11 protein-coding genes are annotated in these 17,543 nt (G+C 42.8%); 9 read left to right on the top strand and 2 right to left on the bottom strand.

What is annotated here, in order from left to right; genetic code table 11:
- Window positions 1–269 (bottom strand): RidA family protein (locus JWP71_RS14420; protein WP_299501302.1); only part of this gene is annotated, 269 nt, incomplete at its 3' end.
- 341 nt (window positions 270–610) lie between these two features.
- Between JWP71_RS14420 and JWP71_RS14415 the strand changes: the two genes are divergently transcribed.
- From JWP71_RS14415 to JWP71_RS14375, 9 genes are all read left to right on the top strand, one after another.
- Window positions 611–1,921: a cytochrome ubiquinol oxidase subunit I gene (locus tag JWP71_RS14415; protein WP_299501300.1), complete on the top strand. Its 1,311-nt coding sequence runs from the start codon at window positions 611–613 to the stop codon at window positions 1,919–1,921.
- Between the two features lie 130 nt (window positions 1,922–2,051).
- Complete coding sequence (locus tag JWP71_RS14410; protein ID WP_299501298.1) at window positions 2,052–3,065, top strand: cytochrome d ubiquinol oxidase subunit II; 1,014 nt, start codon at window positions 2,052–2,054, stop codon at window positions 3,063–3,065.
- A gap of 241 nt (window positions 3,066–3,306) precedes the next feature.
- Entirely contained in the window at window positions 3,307–5,631 is a 2,325-nt protein-coding gene (locus tag JWP71_RS14405; RefSeq protein ID WP_299501296.1) for a PQQ-binding-like beta-propeller repeat protein, read from the top strand.
- A gap of 25 nt (window positions 5,632–5,656) precedes the next feature.
- On the top strand, window positions 5,657–8,005 hold the full coding sequence (locus tag JWP71_RS14400) for a PQQ-binding-like beta-propeller repeat protein (protein WP_299501294.1): 2,349 nt from the start codon (window positions 5,657–5,659) through the stop codon (window positions 8,003–8,005).
- 9 nt (window positions 8,006–8,014) lie between these two features.
- Window positions 8,015–10,333: a PQQ-binding-like beta-propeller repeat protein gene (locus JWP71_RS14395; RefSeq protein WP_299501293.1), complete on the top strand. Its 2,319-nt coding sequence runs from the start codon at window positions 8,015–8,017 to the stop codon at window positions 10,331–10,333.
- Window positions 10,334–10,354: 21 nt separating this feature from the next.
- Complete coding sequence (locus JWP71_RS14390; RefSeq protein ID WP_299501291.1) at window positions 10,355–11,296, top strand: TIM barrel protein; 942 nt, start codon at window positions 10,355–10,357, stop codon at window positions 11,294–11,296.
- Window positions 11,296–12,240, top strand: coding sequence for a TIM barrel protein (locus tag JWP71_RS14385; RefSeq protein WP_299501288.1), 945 nt, complete (start codon window positions 11,296–11,298; stop codon window positions 12,238–12,240). Before JWP71_RS14390 ends, JWP71_RS14385 begins: the two co-directional genes overlap by 1 nt.
- Before the next feature lie 33 nt (window positions 12,241–12,273).
- Complete coding sequence (locus JWP71_RS14380; RefSeq protein WP_299501286.1) at window positions 12,274–13,293, top strand: hypothetical protein; 1,020 nt, start codon at window positions 12,274–12,276, stop codon at window positions 13,291–13,293.
- A gap of 38 nt (window positions 13,294–13,331) precedes the next feature.
- Window positions 13,332–15,326, top strand: a complete 1,995-nt coding sequence (locus tag JWP71_RS14375; protein ID WP_299501284.1) for an FG-GAP-like repeat-containing protein — start codon at window positions 13,332–13,334, stop codon at window positions 15,324–15,326.
- Window positions 15,327–15,384: 58 nt separating this feature from the next.
- Here the strand turns inward: JWP71_RS14375 and JWP71_RS14370 are convergent.
- Window positions 15,385–17,543 (bottom strand): carboxypeptidase-like regulatory domain-containing protein (locus JWP71_RS14370; RefSeq protein WP_299501281.1); only part of this gene is annotated, 2,159 nt, incomplete at its 5' end.

The following is a 17,543-nucleotide window of genomic DNA, read 5'->3' as shown; positions in this document are numbered from 1 at the left end:
CGTTTCACTTTATCCAAACTACCCAAATGATTTTTTATTGTTGATAGTATAGCAAGGCCAACCAACTGGGCAGCGTGTTTACCATCTTCGGCATTCATGGTTTCGCCAACGCGGCCAATTACCAAGCTGCCGTCCTCTTTAAATGTTCCGTGACCAGATACATATAAAAAATTTCCAACCACTAAACATGGTTTGTAAACGCCAATGGGTTTTGGTGCAGGAGGGAGCTTTAGGCCCAATGCGGCAAAGTTTTGTTCGGGTGTGTTCATGGTATAAAATTAGGTGTTTTAAATTGAAAAGTCTACCCTGGTCTACCTGACCTAACCTGACCCCAATGTCATTAAATTAAGAGATCTGTCATCGAACATAGTGAAAGATCTATACACGGATAAGTCGCTGAACCTGTCTTGTATAGATTTCTCTCTCGTACCTCCTTCGAAATGACATTTTTATTGGTAAATTTCCTTAACTTAAATTAATGACATTGACCCTGATCTAACCTGATCCTAATTTAAAATCAATATTTATAATTTTTATTATTAGTTATTTACTGCGCTATTAATCCGGATACATTTATCTTTACCCATCTTGTTTTATCACCAATATAAACATGAATGACTTTTTAGCAGCCAGATCACAAATGGCCCTTTCGCTGGGTTTTCACATCATATATTCCTGTATTGGTATGGTGATGCCTGTTTTTATGGCTATATCACACTATAAATACATCAAAACCCAAAACCCGGTTTATAAAAACATTACGCAAGCCTGGAGCAAAGGCGTAGCTATATTTTTTGCAACGGGCGCTGTATCGGGCACTATGTTATCGTTTGAACTTGGTTTACTGTGGCCAAAATTCATGGAACATGCGGGGCCCATATTTGGCATGCCGTTTTCGTTAGAGGGGGTAGCTTTTTTTATTGAAGCAATTGCGCTGGGCTTTTTTCTATACGGATGGAACAGGTTCAACCAATGGTTCCATTGGTTTACAGGGGTTCTGGTAGGCATTAGCGGAATACTTTCGGGCATTTTGGTAGTATCGGCCAATTCATGGATGAACAGCCCTTCAGGCTTTGATTATGTGAACGGCCAATACCTTAACATCGACCCCATGAAGGCCATGTTTAACGGCGCCTGGTTTTCTGAATCATTACACATGACGATAGCCGCGTTCTCGGCAACGGGGTTTGCCGTGGCCGGTATACACGCGCTGATGATCTATCGCAAACAAAATATTGAATTTCATACCAAAGCTTTTAAAATAGCTATTGTATTTGGAGCCGCGGCGGCAATTTTACAACCGCTAAGCGGCGATATATCTGCCAAACACGCGGCTAAGCACCAGCCCGCTAAGTTAGCCGCTATGGAGGCTTATTTTCATACGCAAACCTATGCGCCATTAATTATTGGCGGGATACCCGATACTGCTGCCAAAAAAGTTAACTATGCCATAGAGTTACCCGGCCTGCTCAGTTTTTTAGTGAACGACAATTTTAAACAGGAAGTTAAAGGACTGGATACCATACCGGTTAAAGATCAGCCAAATGTGGCGGTTACCCATTATGCTTTCCAGGTAATGGTAGGCATAGGTATGCTAACCATGCTGATAGGTGTATTATATTTCATCGCCTTATGGAAAAAGCGAAGCTGGCTATCAAAAACATGGTTCTTAAAGTTATTTATCATCGCTACCCCGTTAGGGTTTATCGCGCTGGAAGCCGGGTGGACAGTTACCGAAGTTGGCCGCCAGCCCTGGATAATACAGGGTATAATGCGCACCAGCGAGGCCATTACGCCCATGCCGGGTATACACTATTCGTTTTACCTGTTTAGTTTTATATATTTTACGTTGAGTTTAGCGGTAATATTCCTGCTGCAAAGGCAAATTAAAATGGTGCCTGAGTTATATGATGTTAAATAATAGAGACAAGAATCAAGATGTAAGAATCAAGATAAACGGCTGCTTTGATGGGTTTGCTTATAGTGATTTATTTAACCATTATTTTCTTGATTCTTGTCTCTTGATTCTTATCTCTTGATTCTAAAAAAATATGTTAACCGTAGTAATTATCTTCCTGTTTTTCGCCATTTTGCTGTACTTCCTGTTAGGTGGTGCCGATTTTGGCGCGGGTATTATTGAGCTATTTACCTCAACTGATAATAAGCACCGCACCCGCAGCACCATGTATCAGGCCATAGGGCCAATCTGGGAGGCCAACCACATGTGGCTTATAATTGCTGTAGTAATTTTATTTGTTGGTTTTCCGGATATATATAGCAAAATGTGTACTTATTTGCATATTCCGTTGCTCATTATGTTATTAGGCATTATTGCCCGTGGTACCGCCTTCGCGTTTCGTAATTATGATGCGATAAAAGGCGAACGAACCCAGATGCTTTATAATAACATATTTGTTTACTCCAGCTTTTTAACGCCGTTGTTTTTAGGCATCATAGCAGGCAGCGCCATTTCCAGACAAATTGATTTTGAAGCTACTGACTTTTTATCAGCCTATATTTTTAGCTGGTTAAACTGGTTCTCTGTAGCGGTAGGTTTATTTACCGTTTCGCTTTGCGGATTCCTGGCAGCCATATATTTGGTTGGCGAAGCTACGGATGAATTTGATGTTAAACGCTTTATTAAAAAAGCTAAAGTGCTTAATATGGTTGCCTTCTTTTGCGGCGGACTGGTATTCTTAGCTGCCGAAACACTAAACATCCACATGGCGCACTGGATATTTGGCAACCCGGTAAGCCTTACAGCGGTAATAGCCGCATTCATTTCTTTAATATTGCTTTGGGTAACCATAAGCCGCGGTAAGAAACAAATAGCGCGCGTATTTGCCGCGTTCCAGGTGAGTATGATATTATTATCAGTTGGCTATACGCATTACCCTAACTTTATTATGGGTAAGAACAATAAAAACCTTTCCTTATTAACCAATCATGCCACCTCAAAAACCATTGATGACCTGGGCATTGCCTTATTAATTGGTAGTTTATTTATTCTTCCTTCCCTATTTTATCTTTTCTACAGTTTCCGCGGAAAAACAAATCACGAATAACCGTTTAAACACACATTCTCAATTACTACTAAGTTGATAGGGTAACCCTTGCGAAATCGATGTAGTAGCGTAACATTCTGGGTACAATTTGGTAAAATATATATTATATAATTTATATTTGATATCGATTGCACCAATTAACCCAGTACACTAAGTATACATTTTTATTTATGTTTTATTTAAATGGCATAGCTATGCTTGTCGTTTTTTTTAACCTGATAACTATCGAATAAACCTTTATATGAACTTTAAAAAGATCAAACTATCGCCGGTGCGCATTTGGGGTACTGTGGCAACCATAGTATTAGTTGCAATAGCCATTTGTTTTGGTTGCATGACCAAAAAAGCCATTTACGCTAACAGCAATTATGTTGATCCTTATACAAACTGGCGAGAGTATGGCGGCGGGCCCGATCAGTCGAAATATACCACACTTAACCAGATCACTAAAAAAAATGTAAACCAACTGCAAGTTGCCTGGACTTACTCTACCGGCGACAATGTTTCGAGTTATAAGTTCAACCCTTTAATTGTAGACAATGTAATGTATGTATTGGCGAAAAATAATTCGCTGGTAGCACTGGATGCCACAAATGGCAAAGAGATTTGGATACATACCGGCTTAAACACCGCGTCAAAACGAGGTATGAATTATTGGGAGAGCAAGGACAGAAAAGATCGGCGCCTTATTTTTTGCATGAACAATACTTTGCAGGAAATAGACGCGCAAACGGGTAAATCCATACTTACATTTGGCACTAATGGTGCTGTTAACCTTAGGGAAGGACTGGACCGTGATCCGGAAGCTATGACCCGTGTTACCTCTACCTCGCCGGGTGCTATATATGACGATCTGATACTTTTGGGTTCATCACCTGGTGAGAGCACATTTTCTCCTCCGGGACACCTGCGTGCCTATAATGTGGTTACCGGTAAAATGGCGTGGATATTTCATACTATCCCCCTCCCCGGCGAACCCGGTTATGAAACCTGGCCAAAAGATGCCTATAAATATGTGGGCGGCGTAAATACATGGGGCGAAATATCTATTGATGTCAAACGCGGTATTGCTTATTTCCCGTTAGGTGCGCCTACTTATGATTATTATGGGGCCGACCGTATAGGCAAAGGCTTGTATGGCGATTGTATTTTGGCGCTCGATGCCCGTACAGGTAAACACATCTGGCACTTTCAAATGGTGCACCATGATCTTTGGGACTTTGACGCGGCTGCCGCGCCGCAACTGGTTACTGTAACCCACAACGGCCAAAAGGTTGATGCGGTGGCACAAGCTACCAAACAAGGCTTCCTATTTGTATTTAACCGTGTTACCGGCGAGCCCCTTTGGCCGATAGACGAAAAACCGGTACCAAAAAGCACTATGCCGGACGAAGAATCATGGCCCACACAGCCCGTACCAACGGTAGTGCCGCCATTTAGCAGGCAGGTGGTTACTGTTGATGATATTAACCCATATTTTACCGCGGCAGAAAAAGAAACGTGGCGCAAACGCATTCTGGCAGCGCACAGCGGTTTGTTTGAACCGCTTTCTGATAAATACGAAACCATTACCATGCCCGGCGCTAACGGCGGTGCCATCCACGGGAACACTGCTGCCAACCCGGTAAAGGGATATGTATACGTTTCTTACCAGGATAAGCCTTCGGTTTACAGACTGAAAAAAGTTGAGCCTGCCGAACTGCGCATTCCATTATCTGCCGACGAAACAGAAAGAGCAAAAGCTTTATATGTACAAAATTGCCAAACCTGCCATGGAGTTGACCATACAGGTGGTTTGGGGCCTAACCTTGTTGATATTAACAACCGGGTCAATTTTGATAATTTCAAGACAATTGTAAGTACAGGTCGGGCGCTAATGCCGTCCTTTCTTCACCTTGGCGATCAAAACGTTACTGCCATATATAAATTTCTTTCATCAGCCGCAAGCCAAAGAGGCGGCGGCGCAGGTGCGCGTGGCGGCCGTGGTGATTTCCAGGCGACCGATGTAACCAAGATTGACGGCCCGGTGGTAGCATCGGGCGGTGCGCCGGGTGGCGAGGAATTTCAAAAAATGCCTACCAAACCTATGCGCGATTATCCTGCGGGAGTAACTCCTCCAAAAGAAAAGTATACGGATGGCTCTACCACCAGCTATGGTTTAGGCTATCCAAATTTATTGTCGCCGCCATGGTCGGCAATTGCAGCTTATGATTTGAATACGGGCAAAATAAAATGGAAAAGAGCATTAGGCAACGATGATAAGCTGGGCGGAAAAGATACCGGCCTGCCTGTTGGCTCGCAGCATAAAGGTATGATAGTAACCTCTACCGGAATCATATTCGCCACCTGTTTGGATGGCAGGATATATGCTTACGACGAAGACAACGGAAACTTATTATGGCAGGTAAAACTACCCCGTGTACCTGATGGTTTGCCTACCATGTACCAGGTAAATGGCAAGCAATACATGGCCATCTGTTCTGTATCAGACCAAATAGATAAATCAAAACCAAATGCCGAGGTGCCAAGACAGTATATTGTTTTCGCGCTTCCATCAAAAAAATAACCAACCAAACCAATTATAGTTAATCATGAAACCCAACCCTGTAACAATAACCAAATTATTTACCTCAACAAGCGGGAAAGCCGCGCTTTTGATGATGATTTTTATTGGTTATGGCGCTATGGCCCAAACTCCTAAAAAAAGCACATCAGCCAAGAAAAAAACGTCAGCTTCATTAATCCCCAAACAACATACCGAGTGGAATGATTTTGGCGGCGGACCTGACCACTCTAAATTTGTTGATTTTACCCAGATCAACAAACAAAACGTAACTAAGCTGGAGCCTGCCTTTGTCTATTCAAGCGGCGATAAGCAAGCTTATAAATTCAACCCCATTATTGTTGATAATGTAATGTATGTGCAGGCCAAAAACATGTCGCTGATAGCCATTAATGCAACAACGGGTAAAGAAATATGGATACATATCAACCTGCGGATAGGCCAGCGGGGCATTAATTTCTGGCAAAGTCCTGATAAAAAGCAAAAACGCCTTATTGTAACCTTAGGCAGTACCTTACAGGAAATTGATGCCATCACCGGTAAAACAATATTGACGTTTGGCGATAACGGTTCTGTCGACCTTAAACAGGGCCTTGACCGCGATCCTTCACTGTTCCGTACAGGCTCATCAACTTCTCCCGGCCACGTTTATAAAAACCTGATATTGGTAGGTTCATCGCCCGGCGAAAACCTGTTTTCAGGTCCGGGCCATGTTAGGGCATTTAATATCCTTACCGGAAAGCAAGAATGGATATTCCACACTATCCCCCAACCTGGCGAACCCGGCTACGAAACATGGGATTATAAAGATTCTTACAAATATGTAGGCGCTATAAATACCTGGGGAGAAATATCTGTCGACGAAAAACACGGTATTGCTTACTTCCCTTTGGGCTCGCCTACTTATGATTATGATGGTGCCGACCGCCCGGGCAATGGCTTATATGGTAATTGTATTTTGGCTTTGGATGCTAAAACAGGCAAGCACTTATGGCACTTCCAGGTGGTGCACCATGATATCTGGGATTATGATTTGACCGCCGCCCCGCAATTGATCACCGTTAACCATAATGGTAAAAAGGTTGAAGCAGTAGCGGTTGCCGGAAAAAATGGTTTCTTATATGCGTTTAACCGTATCACCGGCGAGCCGTTATGGCCGATAGAAGAGCGCCCGGTACCAAAGAGTGAAATGCCCGATGAAAAATCATCGCCTACGCAGCCTTTCCCAACGGTAATACCGCCATTTAACAGGCACATTGTTACCATTGATGACATGAACCCATACTTTACGCCCGAAGAAAAAGCAAAATGGACCACGAGGCTATTGGCTGCTAAATCAGGACCATATATGCCGCTTTCTGATAAATACGAGGTACTTTCAAATCCCGGATCGGTTGGTGGTGCCAATTATGGCAACACAGCCGCAAATCCGGATAAGGGATTGGTATATGTGATGTTCCAGGAACTATCAGATTTTTACAAATTAAAACCAAGGCCAGAGGCTGGCCAGGGAATGGGCGGTGCCAATTTTGGCGCAGTTGCCGGTAATATTAAGGGCCAGATTGCCTATGCGCAATACTGCCAATCATGTCATGGTGCAGACAAGGCCGGTATAACCGGGGGTGCTCCTACCCTGCTTACATTAAGTGGAAGAGTACAGCTTGATGCTTTTAAAAGCGTTATAAGCGCGGGCCGTGGACGGATGCCAAGTTTTCCGCATTTAGAAGATAGTGTTGTTGCTAATATATATGCTTACCTGGCCCCGGCAGTACGCGGGGGACGAGGCCGTGGTGCAGATAATGCAACACCACCGGTAATTGACGGACCGGTAGTAGCTTCGGGCGGGGCGCCTTTAAAACCTGGTGCAGCACCGGCTGGCCCTGGTTTTGGCGGCGGTGGTATGAAAGATTATCCCGAAGGTTATACAGGCAAAAGAGTTAAGTATGTTGAAGCCAGCAACTGGGGGTCGCCTGCACCAAATATATTATCGCCACCATGGTGTGGTATAGCCGCTTATGACCTGAATACAGGTGCTATGAAATGGAGAATTGGCCTTGGTGACGATGCTAAAAACGGCACAAAAGGCATGGGCCTTCCAAACGGAACACAAAACAAAGGTATGGTTATCACCAAATCGGGATTAATATTTGCCACCTGTAAAGATGGGAAGCTACGGGCCATTGATGCTGATAATGGTAAAATTTTATGGGAGTATGACCTGCAAAGGGCCGATACGGGTGGCATACCTGCCATGTACGAATCAAACGGGCGCCAATATTTAGTAGTATGTTCTGCAGGTGGTTTAATTGATAAAACTAAAAAAGACGAAGATGTGCCTAAGGGATACATTGTATTCGCATTGCCTAAATTGAAATAATTGAAGAAGATGAGATCAACCTTAAATAAATTACATAGTTCAAAAAGTATAAAAGCCGCGGCGCTGTTGCTAATGGGTGTAGCATGTATTGCCGCTATTGTTCCAAAAAACACCAAACCGGTATCTAAAAAGAAATCGAATGCTGTTACCAAACAACACTCGCAATGGAAAGATTACGGCGGCGGCCCTGACCATTCTAAATTTGTTGATTTTACACAAATCAACAAACAAAATATTAACCAGTTAAAGGTTGAATATGTATACCCATCGGGCGATAAAACAGAATATTACAAGTTTAACCCCATTATTGTTGATGGCATAATGTATTTGCTGGCAAAAAACAACTCGCTTGTAGCGATGGACGCCGCGACAGGAAAAGAGATATGGATACACTCCAACCTGCGTGGCATAACCCAGCGTGGCATCAACTTTTGGCAAAGCAAGGATAAAAAACAAAAGCGCCTGCTTACCTGCTTTGGTAATTCGCTACAAGCTATTGACGCTATTACCGGCAAATCCATATTAACTTTTGGCGATCATGGATCGGTTGATCTTAAACAGGGCCTTGACCGCGATACTTCACTTTTTTCTCGCGTAGTACCTACTTCACCCGGTCATATTTTTGAAAACCTGCTTATTCTTGGATCTTTTCCTGGTGAGGCCTTATTTTCAGGTCCGGGCCATGTTAGGGCATTTGACGTAATAACCGGAAAACAAGTATGGATATTTCATACTATACCTTTCCCGGGTGAGCCCGGTTATGAAACCTGGCCAAAGGATGCTTATAAATATGCAGGCGGAACAAATGCCTGGGGAGATATATCTATCGACGAAAAACGAGGCATAGCATATTTTCCGCTTGGTTCGCCAACTTATGATTATGATGGCTCTGACCGTGAAGGTATGAACTTATACGGAAACTGTATCCTGGCGCTTGATGCCCGTACCGGAAAATATATATGGCATTTCCAAACCGTGCACCATGATCTTTGGGATTATGATATGACCGCCGCCCCGCAACTGGTTACTATAAACCATAACGGTAAAAAAGTTGATGTAGTGGCAGGCGCTTCTAAAGGCGGATACCTGTATGTATTGGACCGTGTTACCGGCAAACCTATATGGCCCATTGTAGAAACCCCGGTTCCGCCAAGTGATATGCCAAATGAACACGCCTGGCCCACACAACCTATCCCAACAGTTATCCCTCCTTTTACTAAACATATAGCGCTGTTGAGCGATTTGAACCCATATTTTACTCCCGAAGAAAAAGCAAAATGGGGACCAAGACTGGCTGCTGCTAAATCGGCACCGTTCCAGCCACTTTCTGATAAATATGAAGTAGTTAGCATACCCGGAGCATTTGGCGGCGCTAATTTTGAAAACACAGCCGCCAACCCTGATAAAGGATTGGTGTATGTATTATTCTCAAACGAGCCGTGTATCTATCAACTTAAAAAAGTAGATCATTCTGCAACACGGGGCGGCGGTGGCGGCAACCCGGCAGCAGCAGCGCGTGCTGCTGCTGCCGGAAAGACCGCTTACATACAAAATTGCCAGGCATGCCATGGCGAAGACCGGGGCGGTATACCCGGAAACGGTGCTTCACTGCTTAACATAGGAAGCAGAATATCAGCCGACGAATTTAAAACTATTTTAACACAGGGCCGGGGAAGAATGCAGGCTCAGCCACATTTGGACGAGGCTGCTATTTCTTCTATTTACGCGTTCCTGGCGCCATCTGCCGGCCGTGGTCGCGGTGGCCGTGGTGTAACCGTAGAAACTATACCATTGGGGCCGGTTGTAGCTTCAGGAAGCGCGCCTATAAAATCAACAGGCTATACACAGGGGATGAAAGATTATCCCGAAGGCCATACCGGTGGCAAATCTGAGTATGCCGAGAGCCGCGGTTATGGGGTAGATGTTGCTAACCTGTTAGCGCCGCCATGGTGTGGCATTGCCTGTTATGACTTGAATAAAGGCATTATGAAATGGACAATAGGACATGGTACCGATCCGAAAGTTGGTATAGACGGATTGGGGTTCCCGGGTGGCTCATCAAATAAAGGCATGGTAATTACTGCTTCGGGGTTGGTATTTGCCACCAGCAGAGATGGGCATATTTATTGTTATGACGCAGAAAACGGTAAAAAAATATGGCAGTACGATCTGCAACGAAACAATCCTAACGGAGTGCCTGCCATGTTTGAAAAAGACGGTCGCCAATATTTGGTTGTAGTTTCATGCGGGCCATTAATGGATAAAACAAAGAAGGAAGAAGATGTACCAAAAGGCTATCTTGTATTTGCATTGCCTAAAAGGAAGTAATAAAGACCAAATCAGCATATTATGAACAGAAGAAAATTTGTATACCAAACATCGGGACTGGCATTAGCAGCTATTACTGCCCCTGCATTTGCGAAGTTTGCTATGCCAAAAGATAAGATGGATCGGCTGGCAATGGGCACATTGTTATGGCGATCGCAGTTCAGGCAAACCAAACCAAAAGGTGTAACCGAAATAAAGGACGAGCTAACCATTATGGATTTGCCGCAACACCACCGTGAAAAGTTTGGCATTAAAAAATTAGAGTTTTGGAGCGAAAATATAGAATCGTTTGACGAAGCTTACCTAACTGCGGTAAAGGGTAAAATCAAATCTGCGGGTTGCGAATTATTGGATGTGCAATTTGACAGTTCACCATTTGATCATGAAGGCTATGATCTTGCTAACGCGGATGAAGAGAAAAGAAAAGCAGGCGTAGCACATGTTAAAAAATGGATGGATGGTTCAGCATTTTTAGGCTCTAAATGCGTAAGGGTTAACCCCGGCCGCCCTACCGGTACGGTTGAGCAAAGCATAAAATCATTCCAGGAGTTGTTGCCTTATGCCAAGAGCAAAGGGTTAATTATTATCACAGCCAACCATTTTGGTATTGAAACTGATGCTGATAAGCACGTTGCTATAGTTAAAGGAGTACCGGGAATATACACCGAACCTGATTTTGGAAATTATAACGGTGCGCCAAATATGTACGAGTCATTGGCTAAGATAATTCCATACGCTTATATCGTTTCTGCCAAAGTAGTTGATTTTACTAAAAATGCTGATGGTAAACTGGAACACACATCTTACGATTTTGACAAATGCGTTCAACTTGCCGAGAGCTTAGGGTTTAAGGGCACTTATATGGTGGCGCAATGGAGCGGTAAATGGCCTGCGGCAAATATCACCAATGATGAAATTGCCAACTGGACAATTGAGCATTTAAAAGCCAATATTAAAGCATAATGAATAGAAGAAATTTCATATTCCAGTCCTCAGGTTTGGCATTAACCGCCATGGCCGCGCCATCATTTGCAAAATTTGTACCCGCGAAAGATAAAATGGATCGCATAGCTATGGGTACTCTCCTATTTAGGGACAGGTTTAAGCAAACCAAACCAAAGGGTGTAGAAACCATTAAGAATGAGCTTACGCTGATGGATATCCCCCAACATCACAGGGATATGTATGGGATAAAGAAAATAGAATTCTGGAGTGAACATTTCGAATCGCTTGACGAGGGTTATCTGACTGAGTTGAAGAAAAAAATAAAAGCTGCCAAATGCGAATTATTAGATGTGCAATTTGACAGCTCACAATTCGACAAAACAGGCTATGATCTTTCTTCTATAGATGAAGACAAAAGACAAGCAGGTATTGACCATGCAAAAAGATGGATGGATAGCGCCTCGTTTCTTGGCTCTAAATGCGTACGGGTAAATCCCGGAGGCAGGGCAGGCAGGAACCCGCAGGGAACTGTAGAAAACTGCATTAAATCATTTACAGAGCTGTTACCCTATGCAAAAAGTAAAAATCTGACCATAATAACTGCCAACCATACTGGCCTTGAATTAAATGCTGATAACCATGTGGCTATAATTAAAGGAACTCCCGGCTTATATACCGAGCCGGATTTTGGCAACTACAACAATGTAAATATCATGTATGATAACTTGGCCAAAATCATACCGTATGCGTATATCGTATCGGCCAAAGTTGGCACGTTTACTAATGTCGACGGTAAATTAGAGCACACATCTTATGACTTTGACAAATGCATGCAGCTTTCTGAAAGCCTTGGCTTTAAAGGCAATTACATGATAGCCCAATGGAGTGGTTATCAGCCTGATATTGATTACGAAAAAGTAGCAGCCTGGACCATAGAACGCGTAAAAGCTAATATTAAATAATAAACCAATTATAAACTTAAATATACCCGAATCATGACTGACACATTAAATCAAAAAACTAACGCATCACCATTCCGGATATTCGGGATAGTATGTGTTCTCGCATTATTTTTTGCAGGATTTAATCCTGCATTGGCACAGATACCAACAAAAACAATTTATTTCCTGGCCGGGCCAAAGGACCACGTAGGTAAAGAAGGAACAGGCAGGCATGAAACCCGCAGGGACCTATTGGTATTACAACATTGTATTGATAGTATAAGCAATGTTAAAGGTGTAAAAATTATAACCAAATTTCTGTACGAAAGAGATGCGCTTAATATAGAAGATTTAAAAGGCGTGGATGCCATTATTGTAGAATGCAGCTCTGTAACCAGTACACAAACGCGTACGCATCCGCTTTTGCCACCTTTGCCAAAAGATCAAAAAAATTATGATAAAGCAACATTAGATTACCTGGATCAGATAGATAGCTTACAAGCGGCAGGTATGGGCATTATGGTAATACACTGGGGTATTGCTACCGACGGTGCTGCACCGGCAGCTGTAAATCATTATATGAAGTGGTTCGGCGAAGTAGCCATGCCGGGTTATACACAAAACCCATTAGGTTTCTGGAAAGTAACGCCTATTAAAGCTGCGGAAAAACACCCTATCCTGCGTGGTGTTAACCCATGGACTTATAAGGATGAGATATTTTCACGGCTCTTAGTAAATCCGGGCGATCCATACCGTACGGATCTGCTGATGGGAGAATCGCCTCAAACCAACCAAAGTGAAGCTGGCTTACCTAAAGGTGTTATAAGCCCAAGGGGTATTGCCTCAGTTTATGAAAAAGGTAAACAACGTGGTGTGCTATGGGGTGGTATGGATTACCATTCGGCGCTGCTGAATGAAAATTACCTTCGCTTTGTTCTGAACGAGATTGTGTGGACAGCTGGTATAGACGTACCAAAAGGGGGCGTAAAAACTGCAGCTAAACAACTACAATTATCACCAATAAAACCAGACGGTTTTGATAAGTTTAAACCTGTAGATATGGCGTCGAAATAGCATGAGTACCACAAAATATTAAACCTCAAATTATTAAAATGAAATATTTTTTTATCACTCTCTTATTTGTTGGCTTAGCTGCCTGCTCATTTGGACAGGAAATACCGTGGGATGTAAATGGGCGCGGCTTAAGCTTTGAGCCTGATTATTCCTTTAAAGGATCAAGTCTTACGGCCTGGCATACATTAGGTGCTGCCGCGTGGCAAGCCCGAAATGGTGAAATAACTGTAAATGCAAATGGTGGTACAGCGTTGCTGGCGTCGGATAAATCTTTTCAGGATGTTGCTGTACACTTGCTTATAAAAGCCGCACCGGGCAGTGAAGCAGGGGTTTTAGTGCGTATGGAAAAAACCGGCGACGGCTATAAAGCCTTACTGGTTGCCATAAAAGATAACGTAGCCACAACCTACCGCGTTACTTTGGATGCACAAGGCAAGGAGCTATCGCGTGAGCAACTGAGAGGGGCCGGAAATATTATACGTATTGCACCTAAACCTCCTGCAGCACCTGCCGGTGGAACAGCCGCGGGTCGTCGTCGTGGGGGCGGTGCCGGTGGCGGCCGTCCTGCCGGTCCAACAGATTTGCCTATACCGCGTACTTCATCTGCCATAGTTGCGGGCGACTGGAACCAGTTTGAAGTGATTGTTGATTTTAACATTATCCGGAAATTTATTAATGACGGAGGTGATTTTCAAGGTGGCGCTACTGATGACCTTGTAGAGAAAGGCGGGCAAGGCTATGGCCCTATCGCTTTATATGCAAGTGGTACCGGCGAAGTACAGTTTAAGGATATAAAATATAAAGATGTTCATATATTGTATACACCTAAAGAAGCAAGTTCATCCCGCTTTAAAGCACAGCGTATTAGTGATATGTTTTATTCATTCAGTGCCGCTGCTGCTGATTTTAACAAAGACGGTTATACAGATATTGTATCTGGGCCCTACATCTATTTCGGGCCGGATTATACCCACTACCAGGAAATATTTTTCGGGCAAACTTATAACCCATCCCGGGAGTTTGCGCTGATAAATTGCCAGTATGCTTTTGATGTTAATGGCGATGGCTGGCCCGATGTAATAGTTGGCGCTGCCGGCCATCCAAGAGTATATATTAACCCTAAAGGTGAATCGCGCCGCTGGGATGAGTATGATGCTTTAAACTTAAATACTGACGAGGTTACCACATTTAAAGATATTGACGGTGACGGAAAGCCCGAACTGGTTTTTTCTTCGGGCGGAACAGTATATTATAGCAAGATAAATCCGGAAGGTGGTAATAAACTCTGGATATTGCATGCCGTATCTGCAAAAGGATATGGGCTGGGCCATGGTATTGGTGTTGGCGATATTAATGGCGATGGGCGCATAGATATTATCAATCCTAATGGCTGGTGGGAACAACCGGCAAAAGGATTGGACACAGGAGTATGGAAATATCACCCTGAAGCATTTTCGCGTTACGGCCACTGGAGCGGTGCCGTTGGGGGTAGTATAATGGCCGTGTATGATGTAAATGGCGATGGTTTAAATGATGTGGTAACCGCGCTTAACGCTCATGGGTTTGGCTTGGGATGGTTTGAACAAAAAAGAGATAAAAGCGGCAAAATCACCTTTGTAAAACACATGATAATGGATGATTTTTCGACCACAAATGCAGGTGGCATTACTTTTTCTGAATTACATGGAACCAACTTTGCCGACGTAAACGGCGATGGCATACCTGATTTTATTGCAGGTAAACGTTACTGGTCTCATCTGGATAGTTATTTTGATCCCTACCCTTATTGCCCGGGTGTAGTATATGCGTATATTACGGTTCGGGATAAAAAGGCACCAGGGGGTGCACGGTTTGTACCCGAATTAGTCCATAACCGTTCAGGCGCGGGATCTGATATAACAGTTGCCGATTTGAATAAAGACGGCAAAATGGATATCATTACTGCAACAGATCGTGGTACTTATATTTTCTGGAATCAAACAAAAGGTACAGGTAAAGTAAAAGCTAAAACAGCTGCTACCGTACATAAATAATTATAAAGAGTGTCATTTCGAACGATTGTGAGAAATGACACTCTTCCTTTGCCCTTTCTTACCTGCCTACCCTTAATTGTTGCCTTTGGTAACCCACATTACCCTTCATATCGCCGCCCTCTAAAATAAGCGAATAAGTACCTGCCCTATCCGCTGTAAAAAATGACACCGTTGCTTTTCCATTATCATCCGTCTCAATCGCTGGCGCCCAGTGAATAGTTGCCCGCCAATCATTAAATTTATAAGTTGCCTTCGCAACATATTGCGGCGAATAAAACTGATGTGGCTGACTAATAGGTATAGGGCGATAAGCATAACCGTTGTTGCCGGCCATATCGCCCCCCATGTGAGAATTGCTGGTAATGTAGATACATAAAGCAGGGGTTTCGCCTAATTTGGTATTCAAAAACATCCTTTCTACCCGCATGTCCAATATATCATTGGTATCGTACGATTCTAACCACCGGTTGATATCCCCTTGGGAAATAACTGAAGACAATTCTTGTATACGTATATAAGGCGTTTCATCAATAATGAGCATTTTATACATCTGGTTTAGCTTTTCCTTTTGATTAAGCAGCTTCATTAAATTAACAGGTTTTTTCCCGATGCGTACATTACGCAGATCTTCCTCATCAAGCAATAAATGCACCGTAGGCGGCGGATTATAATGACGTTGCCTGATAACTACTTCTTTTAATAACCGGCTTTTACCATGCTCAATGGCATCATCGGGCTTTACCCTTTTATTCTCAGTAATAATTTTTTTATTACTGTTAGTTACATAGCTAACAAAAGTACTGTCACTGTTAACATACCATGGGGTTGCATCATTTTGTATCAGGTCAAAATCAGGCGGTACAAACTCATTCACATTTAAACCGATATTAAAATCCCTGGTAGCCTGAATCATAAAATCTATTTTTTCAAGTTCCGGGAAATCAGTAAAACTAAAACAACCTTTTTTATCCGTTTGGGTGGTTAGTGTTAATGGCGGAAACTCTGATTTTAAAGTAATTTCGGTATTGGCTATGGGCTTATTAAAAACATTGCTTACGCTGCCTTTTACTGTAAATTGAGGTTCTGCATCATATTCCACTTTTGGCGTGTGGCCAAAACTATTATCCCAGTCATAACTGGCCCATCCTTGTGTTAGCAACAAGTTATCCAATGCTTTCAGCCTGTCTTTATTCTTTTGCATAAAATAATAAGCGGGATCTTCAATATTACCTTTTATATCTGCGCTTAATAACATATAACTCACCATATTTTCAGCAGTTGCGTCGGGTGCTTTTACTTCATTATCATCTGTTACCGCCAATGAAAAATTACCTTTTACCGGTTTACCTGTTGCATCTGTTACATATACTTGTAAAGAAACACTATCACGCGTACCGTAATTTGCTTTGTTGCTGCTCACCTTAATATTTAATTCATCGTTATGATCAATAAATACCATTCGCCTTGTTACGGGCTCATTAGCCGCATCGAGCAAAATAAATTTAGTGATACCTGTAGGAAATACCTTTTTTGATATAATTTTCAGGATGGGCTTATTAACAGAAAATATATCTTCGTAATATATACTATCCCTTGCCTGCCCTACTAATGTAAATCTTTTGCCGCTATTCATTATATCAGCAGTTGCAACTACATGTAGTTCAAGAGAATCTTTACCGGGTATCGCTGCAACCTGTATGGCTATCCCGCTATTTTTTACCCCCGGAAGCGGGTAGCTTTTTGTAATACTATCAGCATAGGTAACTTTTGCCGTATAAGTTTCGCCTGCCTTTGGTATAAATGTAAAAGAACCCATCCCTTTATGAGTAGATTGAAATGAAGCGACCTGTTGCATCGTATTATTGTATATCTCCCCTTTTATTTCTGCAACGCCTTTACCCTCCTCATCAATAGCTTTAAAACCAACCAGATTAGGCTGACCCGCTAATAATACCCCACCCTCGGGCATAAATTGCAAATCAGTATTTGCCGGCGTTGTTAATTGCAGCGGGATAATTATTTTACGCCAATCGGCATATTTACTGTTGTCTTCAGCTTGTATAAACAAGTGTTTGTAATCTTTCTTATCCGGTAATGTAAATTTAAAATTCAAATTACCGTACGGGTCGTTTATAACCTTGCTCTTAACTATTGTACTATTTCTATCAAGCACACTTAGCTGTAAATCTCTAAAACCGATATTTTTGAGAGTCAGGT

This window comes from Mucilaginibacter sp. (assembly GCF_028287845.1).
Classification (GTDB): Bacteria; Bacteroidota; Bacteroidia; order Sphingobacteriales; family Sphingobacteriaceae; genus Mucilaginibacter.
Note: the sequence above shows the minus strand (reverse complement) of the source record. Positions and strands in the feature narration are given on the sequence as shown.